The organism is Neisseria sp. P0013.S005, assembly GCF_051958425.1.
Classification (GTDB): Bacteria; Pseudomonadota; Gammaproteobacteria; order Burkholderiales; family Neisseriaceae; genus Neisseria; species Neisseria subflava.
The window spans coordinates 1-14,307 of record NZ_JBQCVL010000010.1; the positions used below are offsets into that span (position 1 = coordinate 1).

13 protein-coding genes are annotated in these 14,307 nt (G+C 49.4%); 4 read left to right on the forward strand and 9 right to left on the reverse strand.

Annotated elements, in window-relative coordinates; translation table 11 throughout:
- Window positions 1–226 precede the first annotated feature (226 nt).
- Window positions 227–1,246 carry a lipopolysaccharide heptosyltransferase II gene (gene waaF, locus ACTHTA_RS09325; protein WP_308888436.1) on the reverse strand — a complete coding sequence of 340 codons (1,020 nt, stop codon included), beginning with the start codon at window positions 1,244–1,246 and terminating at the stop codon, window positions 227–229.
- Window positions 1,247–1,540: 294 nt separating this feature from the next.
- Window positions 1,541–3,004 (reverse strand): IMP dehydrogenase, encoded by a 1,464-nt coding sequence (gene guaB, locus ACTHTA_RS09330; RefSeq protein ID WP_003678893.1) that lies wholly within the window; start codon window positions 3,002–3,004, stop codon window positions 1,541–1,543.
- Window positions 3,005–3,193: 189 nt separating this feature from the next.
- Here guaB and ACTHTA_RS09335 point away from each other — a divergent pair, with 189 nt between their 5' ends.
- A complete protein-coding gene (locus ACTHTA_RS09335; protein WP_049333378.1) occupies window positions 3,194–3,619 on the forward strand; it encodes a DUF4124 domain-containing protein in 426 nt (141 codons plus the stop codon).
- A gap of 69 nt (window positions 3,620–3,688) precedes the next feature.
- Here the strand turns inward: ACTHTA_RS09335 and ACTHTA_RS09340 are convergent, their stop codons facing one another.
- On the reverse strand, window positions 3,689–5,017 hold the full coding sequence (locus ACTHTA_RS09340; RefSeq protein ID WP_308888443.1) for an anaerobic C4-dicarboxylate transporter: 1,329 nt from the start codon (window positions 5,015–5,017) through the stop codon (window positions 3,689–3,691).
- A gap of 223 nt (window positions 5,018–5,240) precedes the next feature.
- Window positions 5,241–6,815 (reverse strand): glycosyltransferase family 2 protein, encoded by a 1,575-nt coding sequence (locus tag ACTHTA_RS09345; protein WP_308888437.1) that lies wholly within the window; start codon window positions 6,813–6,815, stop codon window positions 5,241–5,243.
- Between the two features lie 84 nt (window positions 6,816–6,899).
- On the opposite strand from ACTHTA_RS09345, the gene ACTHTA_RS09350 reads away from it, so the two are divergent.
- Window positions 6,900–7,865 carry a tRNA dihydrouridine synthase gene (locus ACTHTA_RS09350; RefSeq protein ID WP_308888439.1) on the forward strand — a complete coding sequence of 322 codons (966 nt, stop codon included), beginning with the start codon at window positions 6,900–6,902 and terminating at the stop codon, window positions 7,863–7,865.
- 41 nt (window positions 7,866–7,906) lie between these two features.
- On the opposite strand, the gene ACTHTA_RS09355 is transcribed toward ACTHTA_RS09350, so the two are convergent.
- The 4 genes from ACTHTA_RS09355 to ACTHTA_RS09370 all read right to left on the reverse strand — a co-directional run bounded on the left by ACTHTA_RS09355 (window position 7,907) and on the right by ACTHTA_RS09370 (window position 11,807).
- Entirely contained in the window at window positions 7,907–8,635 is a 729-nt protein-coding gene (locus tag ACTHTA_RS09355) for a hypothetical protein (RefSeq protein ID WP_440364408.1), read from the reverse strand.
- Between the two features lie 157 nt (window positions 8,636–8,792).
- Window positions 8,793–9,266, reverse strand: coding sequence for an iron-sulfur cluster repair protein DnrN (gene dnrN / locus ACTHTA_RS09360; protein ID WP_049351364.1), 474 nt, complete (start codon window positions 9,264–9,266; stop codon window positions 8,793–8,795).
- Window positions 9,267–9,448: 182 nt separating this feature from the next.
- Entirely contained in the window at window positions 9,449–10,381 is a 933-nt protein-coding gene (locus ACTHTA_RS09365) for an AEC family transporter (protein ID WP_003685108.1), read from the reverse strand.
- Window positions 10,382–10,475: 94 nt separating this feature from the next.
- On the reverse strand, window positions 10,476–11,807 hold the full coding sequence (locus tag ACTHTA_RS09370) for a YadA-like family protein (protein ID WP_308888441.1): 1,332 nt from the start codon (window positions 11,805–11,807) through the stop codon (window positions 10,476–10,478).
- Window positions 11,808–12,115: 308 nt separating this feature from the next.
- Between ACTHTA_RS09370 and ACTHTA_RS09375 the strand changes: the two genes are divergently transcribed.
- Both ACTHTA_RS09375 and ACTHTA_RS09380 read left to right on the forward strand, forming a co-directional pair.
- Window positions 12,116–12,865 (forward strand): GNAT family N-acetyltransferase, encoded by a 750-nt coding sequence (locus ACTHTA_RS09375; protein ID WP_313971222.1) that lies wholly within the window; start codon window positions 12,116–12,118, stop codon window positions 12,863–12,865.
- A 105-nt stretch (window positions 12,866–12,970) separates the two neighbouring features.
- Window positions 12,971–13,720 (forward strand): lysophospholipid acyltransferase family protein, encoded by a 750-nt coding sequence (locus tag ACTHTA_RS09380; protein ID WP_308888348.1) that lies wholly within the window; start codon window positions 12,971–12,973, stop codon window positions 13,718–13,720.
- A 52-nt stretch (window positions 13,721–13,772) separates the two neighbouring features.
- Here ACTHTA_RS09380 and gloA read toward each other — a convergent pair whose 3' ends face one another.
- Window positions 13,773–14,186, reverse strand: a complete 414-nt coding sequence (gene gloA, locus ACTHTA_RS09385) for a lactoylglutathione lyase (protein ID WP_003685011.1) — start codon at window positions 14,184–14,186, stop codon at window positions 13,773–13,775.
- Between the last annotated feature and the right edge of the window lie 121 nt (window positions 14,187–14,307).

Below are 14,307 nucleotides of genomic sequence, written 5' to 3' on the forward strand. Positions count from 1 at the left end.
GCTGTTGGCTGCGTATGTGCAGGTAGTGGAGTACGGCTTGGTATTTGAAGTGTAATGTATATTTGCTCATAAAAAAACTGCACCTTGTGAGTTGGAGGGGGTGTGTCCAACTTTTGGGGTGCAGTTCAGGTTTCAGACGGCCTTTTGTTAAAAAATAAAAGAAACACAAATCAAAAGGGCAGATTCAAATCTGCCCTTTGCTGTTTTCCATCTAATCTTTATAGGATTACGCCGAACGAGCCAGCTCTTCCGCCGCTTTTTGCACTATATCCGGCGTCAACTTGTTCAAACAATCCGTATGCCCTAACGGACATTCGCGTTTGAAACAAGGTGAACAATCCAAATTCAAGCTGACGATTTTTGCCTTTTGGCTTAGAGGCGGCGTATGGTCAGGGCTGGATGAGCCGTAAACTGCAACCAATTTCCGATCAAGCGCGGCCGCAAGGTGCATCAGACCGCTGTCGTTGCACACGACCGTATCGGCGCAAGACAACAGATCAATCGCCTCCGGAAGATTGGTTTTACCGCAAAGATTGGTACACAGGCCGTCTGAAAGTCGGTTGATTTCATCTGCAATATCAAAATCTTTTTGCGAACCAAACAGCCAAACCTGCCAACCCTCGGCCAAATATCGGCGGCCAAGTTCGGCAAAATGACGCGCAGGCCAACGCTTGGCCGGGCCATATTCAGCGCCGGGACAAAATGCCAAAATCGGTTTATCCGTCGCCAAACCATGTTTTGACAAAGCGGCTTGACGGCTTTCGGGATCAATCGTGAAACAGGGATTATCAGAATGCCCGTTAAAATCCGCTTGGGTCGGATGCGCCAGCGCAGTATAGCGGTCAACCATCAACGGCAACGCGGCCTTATCCAACTTGCGGATATCGTTCAGCAAAAAATAGCGCGACTCACCGACGTAGCCCGTACGCTGCTTAATGCCCGTAGCTAAGGCAATGAGGGCGGATTTGAGCGAACCGGGCAAAACAATCACTTGATCATAGCCTTCTTTTCCCAATTCACGCCCGATACGCCAGCGTTTTTTCAATTCCAACGCACCATGTCCAAAAGGGTTTTCTATTACACGGTTGATTTCAGGCATACGCTCAAATACGGCCATCGACCATTTGGGCGCAAAAGCATCAATGGTGCAGCCGGGATGCAGCTCATGCAAACGGCGATAAAGCGGTTGGGTCATGACGCAGTCGCCAATCCAGCTTGGGGTAATAATCAGGATTTTTTTGGACATAATGGAATGTGTTTTTAATTTTGGCTTATTGTAATACGATTTTTAAAAGGCCGTCTGAAACTCGGTTTAATCTCCCTGAGCAGAACGTACTATTTGATACATGTTATTTCAACAGATGAACCCTGGTTTGAGCACGTGAAGCGTTTGTCTTCCCAATTTATCCGGCAAGTTCTGAAAATACCCCACCTGAAACGCCAGACCAACCGGCGGCAAGCAATATTTGCTTCATTTTTAAAACCTTATAAAAACAGAAAGGCCGTCTGAAATATTTTCAGACGACCTTTTTATACTGGTTTAACGATGGTAGTTAGGCGCTTCTTTAGTGATTTGTACGTCGTGAACGTGAGATTCGCTCATACCGGCAGAAGTGATTTCCACAAATTCTGCTTTCTCGTGCATTTCAGCAATATTGGCGCAACCCAAGTAACCCATGCTGGAGCGCAGACCGCCGGTCAGCTGGTGGATGATGTTCACAATCGGACCTTTGTAAGGAACGCGGCCTTCGATGCCTTCAGGAACATATTTGTCTGTGCTGTCGGTTTTGTCTTGGAAATAGCGGTCGGCAGAACCTTGGCTCATCGCACCCAACGAACCCATGCCGCGGTAAGACTTGTAAGAGCGGCCTTGGTAGAGTTCGATTTCACCCGGTGCTTCTTCCGTACCGGCAAACATACCACCGAGCATGACGCTGTATGCACCTGCTGCCAGAGCTTTGGCAATATCGCCGGAGAAGCGGATACCGCCGTCGGCAATCAGGGGAACGCCGGTACCTTTCAGGGCTTCGGAAACATTGTGAATCGCAGTCAGCTGAGGCACGCCCACGCCGGCTACGATACGGGTCGTACAAATTGAGCCCGGGCCGATACCGACTTTAACGGCATCCGCACCTGCAGCGACCAAATCCAAAGCGGCTTTGGCAGTCGCGATGTTGCCACCGATGACTTGGATGTGCGGATAAGTTTCTTTGACCCAGCGCACGCGATCGATCACGCCTTGGCTATGGCCGTGGGCAGTATCAACCACAATCACGTCCACACCGGCTTCCACCAATGCTTTGACGCGCTCTTCGGTATCGCCGCCGGTACCTACCGCGGCACCGACGCGCAGGCGGCCTTCGGCATCTTTGTTGGCATTAGGGAATTCGGTTGTTTTCAGAATATCTTTAACTGTAATCAGACCTTTGAGTTCGTCTTGGTCGTTCAATACCAAAACGCGCTCAACTTTGTGCGCATGCATGATTTCGCGGGCTTCATCAATGCTCGTACCTTCAGGAACGGTAACCAAACGGTCGCGGGGGGTCATGATGGCAGAGACCGGCAGATCAACACGGTTTTCAAAACGCAGGTCGCGGTTGGTCACGATCCCGACCACTTTGCCGTTTTCAACAACAGGCAGACCGGACATTTTGCGTTTGCGTTGTGCGCGCATTTCCAAAACTTCGCGGATCAATGCGGTCGGCGCAACGGTAACGGGATCTTTCACCACGCCGCTCTCATGGCGCTTCACTTTGGAAACGGCACGCGCTTGCAACTCCGGCGTCATGTTTTTATGGATAATGCCGATGCCGCCTTCTTGAGCCATAGAAATGGCCAGACGCGCTTCGGTAACGGTATCCATTGCAGCAGAAAGTAGAGGGAGGTTGAGCGTGATATCGCGGGTGAGTTTGGTTTGAAGTTTGACATCTCGAGGCAGCACGTTTGAGTGCGCTGGAACCAACAAAACGTCGTCGAAAGTATAGGCTTTTTCTACAATACGCATGATGCTCGGTCTTTCAGTTTGTGCAAGATGCACGGCATTATATCACACCGGCTTGATGCTAACATTGGCAATACATGTTTTAACGTTATTTTTTTACATGATTTGATTTGTAGTACAAAAATATGCCAACGCATTGCAGTTTCAAGTAAAATAGGTTGGATGAGAACATCATTTACATAAGGGAAACCCATGAAATCTTCCGTACTCAAAACCTGTCTGACAGCAGCCCTTCTCTCTTCCGCCGCCCTGACCGGCGCGGCCGAGGTTTACACTTGGAAAGGCACGTCGGGCAACAGCTATTCCGATACGCCAAACCGTCTGCAACCGAAGCGTTCCGGCGTGGTCAACATCCGCACGCACAATGTCAAACCTGCCGTTGCGCCTGCTGTTGCGGCATCTGAGCCGGTTGCCGAGCAGCCCAACGAACAGGTTGCGGAACAAAACAAACAAATCGAAGAACGCAATAAAAAAATCGAAGAGCAAAACCGCCAAAACAAGCTGGAAAACTGCAAAATCGCCAAAATCAACCGTCAAGTCGCCGAAAGCGCACGCTTGGCCAATCGCGACAGCCTGATTAAACAATACCAAAACGACGTCAACAAATACTGCAATTAAGCTCTCAAATAACAATATCAAAAAGGCCGTCTGAAATTTAATTTCAGACGGCCTTCATTTTTCAGCCTATCAATAATACAGTTGAACCAACAACAAACCGATGGCCAGACTAAATGCCATGCTCAATAAGCCCGGAATCATGAAGCTGTGGTTGAAGATGAATTTGCCGATTTTGGTCGAGCCGGTTGTATCGAAGTCGATAGCAGCAATAATCGGACCGTAGTTTGGTATAAAGAAATAGCCGTTTACCGCAACAAATGTGCCGATGATGATGGGCGCAGGAATCCCCAGTTTGATGGCGATTGGGAAGAGCGTCGCCACTGTCGCGCCTTGGCTGTTGACCAATACCGACAAAATAAACAGGGCAAAGGCAAAGGTCCACGGTGCAGACTCAACCAAATGGCTGACGGTCGATTCCACTTCTGTTAAGTGGCCGTTCATCAAGGTATCGCCCAACCAAGCCACGCCAAACACCGCAATTACGGCACGCATACCGGCATGGAATACCGAACCTCGGGTAATCGCATCGCCATTGGGTTTACATGCCAAAATAATCAGTGCAGAAGCAGACAACATCACGATTTCAATCGTATGCGCCATGCCCATAGGCTTGATCGCGCCATCGTGTTCAAAAGCCGGACGCAACTCAGGCAGCGCACCCATCACGACCACCAGCAATGCCGCAGTCAAGAAAATACCGACCGACAATTTGGCTTTTGGCGAAATGGCGACGTCGGTTTGTTGCTCCTCCACATCGATGTATTCTTTCACATAGTTCGGGTCTTTCAGCAAAGCCTGATAATGCGGATCGTCTTTCAACTCTTTGCCCAATTTGTTTACGAACACGCAAGCCAAACCGATACCCAAAATCGTGGACGGAACGGTAACTTTCAACACGTCCGCCATTGTAATGTGTTGCGGCTCAAGCATGGTGACGCAGGCAACAACGGCGGCGGCAATCGGGCTGGCGACAATCGCAAATTGGGAAGCGATAACCGCCATCGTCAGCGGACGGGAGGGACGGATGCCATTGCGACGGCTGACTTCGGCAATCACGGGCAAGACCGAGTAAGCCACATGGCCCGTACCTGCCAAGACGGTAAAGGTGTAAGTTACCGCCGGCGCGATAAAGGTGATGTATTTCGGATTGCGGTGCAACACGCGCGTGGCAATCTTAATCATATAATCCAAACCGCCGCTGGCCTGCATGGCCGCCGCGGCAGACACTACCGCCATAATCATCAGCATCACATCAATCGGCGGGCTAGTCGGCTGCAGATGGAAACCAAAAGACAATACGGCCAAGCCGATACCGCCGAGCACGCCCAAACCAATCCCACCAACCTGCGCACCAATCAGGATACACAGCAGCACAATGGCAAACTGGATAAAAAACATAGTTGACATCACAACTCCCAAAATCCGGCCTTGACCGAAATAAAATTACAAATAGTTGGATTATAGAGTAAACCCTCTTCCTTAACTATACTTTACCTAATTATACATACCAATCTACATCAAATAAATAATATTCTCATTTAACCAATAGACTCATTAAAAGCACAAAAGAGGCCGTCTGAAAATTTTCAGACGGCCTTTATGATTCAAACAGATGATAAGGCTATTTTCCGGCTACTTCTTCATCTTTTATAAAATCTGATACGCCATGAACACAGCGGATTTTGCGTTCCGACAAGGTTGCCTCCAACAAGGCATCGTTTTGCGGCAAGCAATCGCGTTCTGCCTCATTGTGCCAGAGGTGGTACGCAATACCAGCAAATTTCAGATTATGGCGTTTCATCCCGTTATGATAACAACGGGCGACAAATTCGCTGTCTTCCCTGCCCCAACCGACAAAGCTATTGTCGAACCCATTGACGGCAAGCGCATCGCTGCGGAAAAAGCCCATATTGCAAGTTTTGATGCCTTTATGTTTGCGGTTGCCTTTTCGGCCTGCCAATTTGGCCAAACAACGGCAGCGCAAGGCGGAAAGCCGTTTTTCTATCCCCGAGCTGAACATAGACAAGGCAGGTAAATCGCCTTCGTCTAAAATATCCTGCGTTTTATCCTCAGTCAAAATCACGCGGGAACCCTGTATCAGACGGCCTTTGCGTGCAATCTTCAAATGATCGGCGATAAAAGACGGATCCAAAACCATATCGCCGTCAATCAACACAATATAATCGCTTTTCGCCTGTGCCAACGCACGGTTGCGCGATTCGGCGGCACGAAAGCCCCTATCCGGCTGCCATGAATGTTTGACCGGAATGCTTGTCCTACGACGGATAAAATCAACCACTTCGGCGGTTTCCTGCCTTGAGCCGTCATCCGCAACAATAATCTCATCCGGCAGACGGGTTTGCGATAAAGCCGATTTCAACACCAGCTCCAAAGCATCGGGGCGGTTGTAAGTGGTGATGATGAGGGAGACGGTTATCGTGCGGTTGCGCTCGTAGAGTTTGACATATTTGTAATACGAACCTTGCGCATTGGACACTGAAATCGTCAGGCCGTCCGCCCCATAGGCAAAACCGCGTTTGAGCAGATAATTCTTCACAAACGATACGCCGCCATGCAGCAAAGCCTTAAACGGCGAACTGTCTTTCTTAAAGCGGTTTTCTTCCGCATACAGTGAGCTGTACTGCTGCATTTTCTGAATCAGCCCTTCGGCGTTTTCAAAAGAATAATGTTTCAGACGGCCATCAAGTTGTTTAACCTTGGCTTCCTGCGGCAACACCAAAGACTCATGCACCTGACGGTCGGAAAAACGGGTAAATCTGCGATGGTAAAGGCGCGGAATAATATCCGGATACCAGCCGCAGCCTTTAATCAGTCTGCCGTGGTAATGGTTCAAACGGGAAAGCGAAAAGATGTGTTCCTTCTCATTTTCCAAAACGGCCGCACGAATGGATTCGATTAAAGCTTCATCCGCCACTTCATCACTGTCTATGCTGAAAATCCAATCGTTTTGCGCCAGTCTGGCCGCCAGATTTTTCATCGGGCCAAACCCGATAAAGTCATGCTTGTAATAGCTGACATTCGGAAAGCCCTTGGCAATTTCAAAAGTACGGTCAGTCGAGCCGTTGTCCAACAGCAGGACTTCGTCAAAGTCTTTCAGCGCACTCAAAACTTCTGAAAGATAACGTTCTGAATTTTTTACCAACATGGCGGCGGTTGCCGGAATTGTGTGCATCATAAAAAGTCCGTCTGAAAAAGGAAGCTGTATTTTAACCGATATACCGCTACAATATGTCCTCCTTTTTTTCAGACAGCCTGACTCATGCAGCTTATTCTTGCCCCCATGCAAGGGCTGGTGGACGATGTGATGCGCGACCTGTTGACGCGTATTGGCGGATTTGACGAATGCGTCAGCGAATTTGTCCGCATTACGCACACGGTCCACTCACGCGCCACTTGGCTTAAATATGTTCCCGAAATCACCCATGCTAACCGCACGCCGGCCGGCACGCCCTGTACTGTCCAGCTTTTGGGCAGCGATGCGGAAAACATGGCCGTCAACGCTTTGGAAGCCGTGCGTTTCGGTGCCGACAAAATCGACCTCAACTTCGGCTGCCCCGCGCCGACGGTCAATAAACACAAAGGCGGTGCGGTCTTGCTCAAAGAGCCGGACTTGATTTACCACATCGTCCACACCCTGCGCCAACACCTGCCGCAACACATTCCGCTGACGGCCAAGATGCGGCTCGGTTATGAAGACAAAAGTCTGGCATTGGAATGCGCCTCCGCGATTGAAAACGGCGGCGCATGCGCGTTAACCGTCCATGCGCGCACCAAAGTCGAAGGCTACGAACCGCCGGCACATTGGGAATGGGTGCGCAAAATCCGCGATGCAGTCAATATTCCCGTTACTGCCAACGGCGATGTGTTCAGCCTTCAAGACTATCTCGACATTAAAACCGTCAGCGGCTGCGACAGCGTGATGCTTGGGCGCGGCGCGGTGATCCGTCCCGACTTGGCGCGGCAAATCAAGCAATATGAAAACGGCGAAACAGTGAAAGACACCGACTTTGCCGAAGTCTCCTCATGGATAGTCCAATTCTTCGACTTGTGCCTTGCCAAAGAGGCCAACAACAAATATCCGGTTGCCCGTTTGAAACAGTGGCTGGGCATGATGAAAAAAGAGTTTGAACAGGCGCAGGTATTGTTTGACCGCATCCGCGCCGTCAAAGAAGCAGATGAAGTGAAACAGATTCTGCTGTCGTTTGAACAAGAGATGCATTCATGATTAAAAAAGGCCGTCTGAATTTCAGACGGCCTTTATTCTCATCACCTACATACATAATCAGCCAACAGTCTGCCTTTTTCCGCACTGGCTGCATTAGCCATATTTACCTGTCTGGTCTCAGGGCCATTCTTGGATTTCAGGGCTTCGCCATATTTTCTGGCAAATTCTTTATTGGCACTGGTCACCCTTGACTCGGTAGAATCCAACACAAAGCCGTCTTGCTCATATTTGCCTTGCGCAGTAATAATCAAGATATTTTCAGGCGAAGGATAATCCGGAAAATCAATATAGTTGGTAACCAGCTTGTAGGAAACGCCTTTGCCGTGTTTCATATCCTGACAGATGCCATTAGGCGCGGTAAAGACTGCATGGCCGATCCGGCCACGTCCGAAATCGTAAAAATCGATTCTCTTAGCAGCAGCCAACAATTTTCTATCGTTGCCGTCATTAATATTTAATGACTTGCCGTTTACTAAAAACAGGGTTGGCAACAAGGGGCTGCCATGAGAGGCTTCCAAATTATATGCTTCGCCCAACAGCTTGCCCTGACGATACACAGTCACGACAGGCTTTTTCAGACCATTTTCCGGATTACCGGTTTTCTTAAAAGAAATCTTCTGAACCACATTGCCAAATTCATAATAAGGTCGCGACTGCACGCCTGTTTTCGTATCCTGCAGCAGGGCGCTCCAGCCTCCGTCCGTCGTTTGGGCGCATGCAGTCACAGCAGCAAACAGAATACCCGATAGTAAAACTTTAGAATGTTTCATTCATAAATTCCTTCTCAAGTAAACAAAAGAACGGATGTGTGCCTTTACTGCCTAATTTTATTTCTTTATTAAAATTTTAGAACTATTGTACTAACTTAGCAAGGGATTAAAGAACAGGCCGTCTGAACATTCAGACGGCCTTGATTAACCGCAAATTTTAAGAAGCCAAAACGCGGGGGAAGAAAATTTCATTTTCTAAGTGGATATGGTCTTTCAAATCGTCCACCATCTCTTTAGCCAATGTGTACAAACGGGTCCAGCTGCCGCAAGCGCCTTCGGGAAGCTCAAAATTATTGGTCAATTCTTCCAGACGAGCGATGGCTTGGTCGTGTTCTTCATGCTCGTGCATCATCACGCTGATGGGCATTGCCGCGCCACGGCCCACGCCCTGATTAATCATCGGGAACAACATGCGTTCCTCTTTCATCATGTGCATCAACAGCTCGTTTTGCATATAGGCCAACAAATCGGTCACTTCGGCAGGGAAAGTGTCGGCATGAACCTGCGCCACTTTTTGCGCCAGTGGTACCAACTCTTCAAACTGGGCGCGGTGAACGTTGTGATAACGTTGCAGGATATGGTCAATCGTAGAATTGAAAGGCGCGGTTTCCCAAAGGGTAAAGTCAGTCATGGCTGTGTTCCTTTAAAGATTTATATTGGATGAATGTTAGGCGTAAGGATACACGCAGCTATCATCTTTGTATAGTTTTTTAATTGTTTAATTAATTGATAATAAAAGTTATTTTCAAATTTAAAATAACAAACAGGCCGTCTGAAACATAAGACTAAAGTTTCAGACGGCCTGTCCTTTTCTTAAATAATCCAACGATATAACGCAATCATCACCGGCATGGTTACCACACAAAGCAAGGTTGTCAGCCCGTAAATCGCGCTGGCTTTTTGGGCATTTTTGCCGTAAACAACCGCCATTTGGGTAACTGTCGAGGCGGCAGGCGAAGTCGTTGCCAAAAAGCTGATTAAAACAACCGTATCCGCATGCGCATCATGATGGGCAAAACCGCAAACTTTGACGGCAAAAAGCAATAATATCGGAATCAAAATCAACCTTAAAAAAGCAACAAGATACAGCCTCGGCGTCCACATAATCGAGCGCAGCGGCAAAGAAGCCAAAAGCATGCCCGCCACCAACATGGCAACCGGGCCAATCATGCCGCCTACTGTCGCCAAAGTATTATCGACAATATGCGGCAGCTTGATTTGAAAGGTAAACATCAGCAGCCCGACCAGCATGGATAAGATGTTGATATTGGTGAAAATGGTTTTCCAAGCCACATTGCCGCGGCCGCAAATCAACAGGCGCAGATGCGTCCAAAACAAAAACGTCTGCACCATGATAAAACCGCTGGTGTAAATCACCCATTCCGCACCAAAGACCGACATCACCAAAGGGATAATCAGGTTGCCCGAATTACTGTACACCGTCGCCGCGTGTTCAAGCGCATCGAGTTTGAACAAGTGCTTAAACAACCTGCCCAAAACAATCAACACCACATGGAAAAACACCGCCAGCATGACGGAAAGCTTCAGCCCTTCAATAATCTGCGGCGTATTGTCCATCTGAAAAGCGTGAATCATGACGGACGGGCTGATCAGATAAAGTGCGATAACAGAGAGCGTGTAGCTGTTTTCCGATTTCAACAGCCCGGCCTTCACCAAGGCCACACCCATCAAAACAATCAGCGTCAGCTCGGTAATTTTTCCGGCAAGCAGGAAAGAAGTTTCCATAATAAAAAAAGCGGCAAAAACGTTGATTTTACGCTTCTACCGCTTGGCATGCCAAATTCAGACGGCCTCAACATTCAAGGCCATCTGAAATTTTCTACCACAGATAGGTTACGCTGGCTCCACCGCCTGCACCACCCTTAGATGCGCCAACAGCCGAACCTTTCACCAGCCATCTGCCACTGGCGGATACTTTCGATACTCCGACAGCAAAACCGGCCTTTCCGCGCCAAACGCCGCTGCCAATGGATACTGCACCCTGTCCCGGCTGGTAAGCTTGTCCCAGATTACCCACCGCAATCGCAGCGGCAGAGCCGGCATCCGCACGGTCTTCCAGTTTTTTCATTTCTACGCGTGTTTCAGCTCGTATTTGATTGATTTGAGCAGCCACCGCCGACTCTTTTTGCTGACTGTCGGCCTGCCATCTTTCCGCAAGCCTTTTGACCTGAGCCACATTTACCGCATCCGTATCCTGAGTACCGGCAGCCACATGGGTAATTTGACGGCTGTCCTTTTCATTGCCAATCGAAACCGCGCCCAATGTCGATTTCCATGCCGTTTCTTCAGATTGACTTGCCGACTGTGTCGCAAAATCATAGCCTGCCTGCCCTGCAGCCGAATCTGCGATGCTTTGCGCACCCAGAGCCACTGCTTTCTCGGCTTTACCTTTGGCTTGGAAACCGAGTGCCAAAGATTTCTCTTCCAAAGCCGATGCGCCACCGCCGACTGCGGTACCACCTTCTTTACGCACGCTGGAGCTGGTGCCGACAGCCAGACCGTTCAAGGCCGTGGCGGAAGACTCAACACCCAAAGCTACACTGTTTACGGCATTCGATACCGCACGCGTACCGACCGCCACTGCTTGATAACCTTCTGCTTCAGCAGCCGATGCTAGTGCAAGTGATTGAGTCCCACGTGCTTTAGCTCGATCACCTAAGGCCGTTGCACTGAGCGCATCCGCCTCACTATCTCTGCCGATAGCTACTGCATCAATATTACTTGCCTGCGCGCCATTACCTACCGCAACGGCACGCAAAGCCGAAGCCTTGGACAGCAGGCCAACTGCAACAGATTGACCGCCAGAAGCAGCTGCTGCGCCACCGACTGCTACATCATTTGTTCCCTTGGCATGGGCCCGAAAGCCAACCGCCACCGACCGCAATGCCTCCGCCTTGGATTCACCACCCAAAGCGGTTGCGCTCAAACCGGAAGCGGCAGAATCATAACCCAAAGCAGCCGCCTTATAGCCACCTGCTTTAGCCTTGTCGCCAACTGCAGTGGCATTTTCGCCCGATACGGATTCTTTACCGACAGCCAAAGAACCCGTCTTGTGCATGGTTCCGGCAACGATACCTCCGTCCGCATACGCAGTACCGAAAAAAAGCGCTAAAGCCAAACACAAAGGACTGAGCGATACATTCAGTTTCATCTTTATATTCTCCATTTTTTAAATATTAAAAATATCCCATTCAATCATATTAATACTTTTGAACTAGTTATATTGTATATATTTTTATTCTCATATTAAATAATTCGGATAAATATTTTGATTTATGTCATAAATTTCAAACATCCTGGCAAATGTTCTTGGCCATCTTTCTAAACAGCCATCAGTTTCAGACGGCCTGAAGCCTTTTTCCAACAACCCGACATAATTTGCCCTACCGCAAAGCAAATCAATATAAATCTGTCCGTATATCCGCTATAATCAGCCATTTTATTCAAACAGGAAACATCATGTCCCCCAGCCGTTTCAATCAAACGGGCCCCAAAATCGGCCTGAGCGTACGCCTTGCAGAAACCCAAGCTGAAATCGATGCCGCCCAAAGATTGCGCTATCAGGTTTTTGCCCAAGAGTTGGGGGCGGAAATCGAAAGCGATGACGGCCGTGATGTCGATCCTTATGATGAGCATTGCCACCACCTGCTTGCCTTCGACGATGCAACCGGCGAAGTTATCGGCTGCTACCGCCTGATCACCGAAGAAACCGCGAAAAAAGTCGGCGGCTGGTACAGCGAGCATGAATTCGACCTTGAGCCTTTGAAAGACATTCTGCCGCAAACCGTCGAACTCGGTCGCGCCTGCACCCACCCGGACTACCGCAACGGCGGCTTGGTCATGCTGTTGTGGACCGGTTTGGTCAAATTCATGAAAGACGAAAACCTGCGCTTTATGATTGGTTGCGGCAGTATCGAAATGCGCGACGGCGGCAACGATGCGGCGGGCCTGTATCATGCTTTGAAAGACAAATACCTCGCTCCGGAACAATGGCGCGTCAAACCACTCAACCCGCTCAAATGGGACAGCATCACGCCGTCTGAAAATCCGCCTGTACCCGCACTGATCAAAGGCTATCTCAAAGCAGGCGCGTGGTTTTGCGGCGAGCCTTGCGTCGATGAAGCATTCAACTGCGCGGATGTGCTGATCATGATGGACATCACGAAACTGAGCGACCGCTATCTGCAAAAATTCGCCCCCCGCCCATAAACGTCAGGGCACACAGGCCGTCTGAAAGTGCGAGTCCAGCCTTTCAGACGGCCTGAAACGATTCAAACCCACACGCCCGACACACACAAACACTCCCCCTTTGACATGACTGCCAAACTACGCTTCGCCTTCCGTCTTCTCTGTATTGCCGGCTGCCTTTTGTACGGCATGGCCGAAATGTTTTTTCTGTTTCCCTTTTACAGCAGCAAACGCAAACTGCGCGCAATCCAATTATGGTCGCTGCGCGTACTCGCTTCCTGCGGCATGAAACTGCAAACCTTCGGCACGCCGCCGCAAGAAGGCCGCGGCCAAATGCTTATCAGCAACCATATTTCATGGTTGGACATTATGGCGGTCAACGGTGCTTTCCCCGGCCGTTTCGTGGCTAAAGACGATGTAGCCAAATGGCCGGTGGTCGGTTATCTCGCTACACAGGCGCAAACGGTTTACGTCTCGCGCAACCGCGGCATCAAAGGCAATTCCGCCAAAATTGCAGGCGTGACCGAAGCACTAAAAAACGGCGATACCGTCACCATTTTCCCCGAAGGCACCAGTACCGAAGGCCGTGAAATCCTGCCGTTCAAACCCAGCTTTTTTCAGACGGCCTATGATGCAGGCGTACCGATTATTCCGGTACTCTGCCGCTATCCGAATCCGGACGGCAGTAGCCCTAATCCGCACACTGCCTACTACGGCGACATCAGCCTTTGGCAATCTATCTGCATGGTCATCAGCCAACCTTCCAGCACGGTCGAGCTGCATTTCCTCGATCCGATTGAAGCGGGAGAAGACCGCTACGCTACCGCGCTTCACGTACACGCCCTGTTGAGCGAAAAGCAAAAACGGTTGGGCTGATCAAAAAAAGGCCGTCTGAATGTTCAGACGGCCTTTTCCATTATCTTATGTCTTAAGATGAATATTGTACCGAATCGCTACCGCTTTTCTTTTGAATAAATTCAATTTTGTAGCCGTCCGGATCTTCGACAAACGCAATCACAGTCGTGCCATGTTTCATCGGACCGGCTTCACGCACCACTTTGCCGCCCATTTCTTTGACACGTTCGCACGCGGCGTAAGCATCATCGACTTCAATCGCGATGTGGCCGTAAGCATCGCCTAAATCGTAAGATTCGGTATCCCAGTTGTGGGTCAGTTCCAAAACAGTATGGTCCGCCTCATCGCCATAACCGACAAAAGCCAAAGTAAAACGGCCTTCAGGATAATCACGGCGGCGCAGCAGTTGCATGTTCAATACGTTTTGATAGAAATCCAAAGAGCGTTCGAGATTGCCAACACGCAACATAGTATGAAGCAAGCGCATGATTTTGTTCCTTTCTGAATTATGTTTGGTCATGGATTATAACATATCGGGCATTTACCCTCCTCAACTTAGAAAATGCCGATACTTAAACCATATAAAAATGAAGCGTATCCCCTATCGC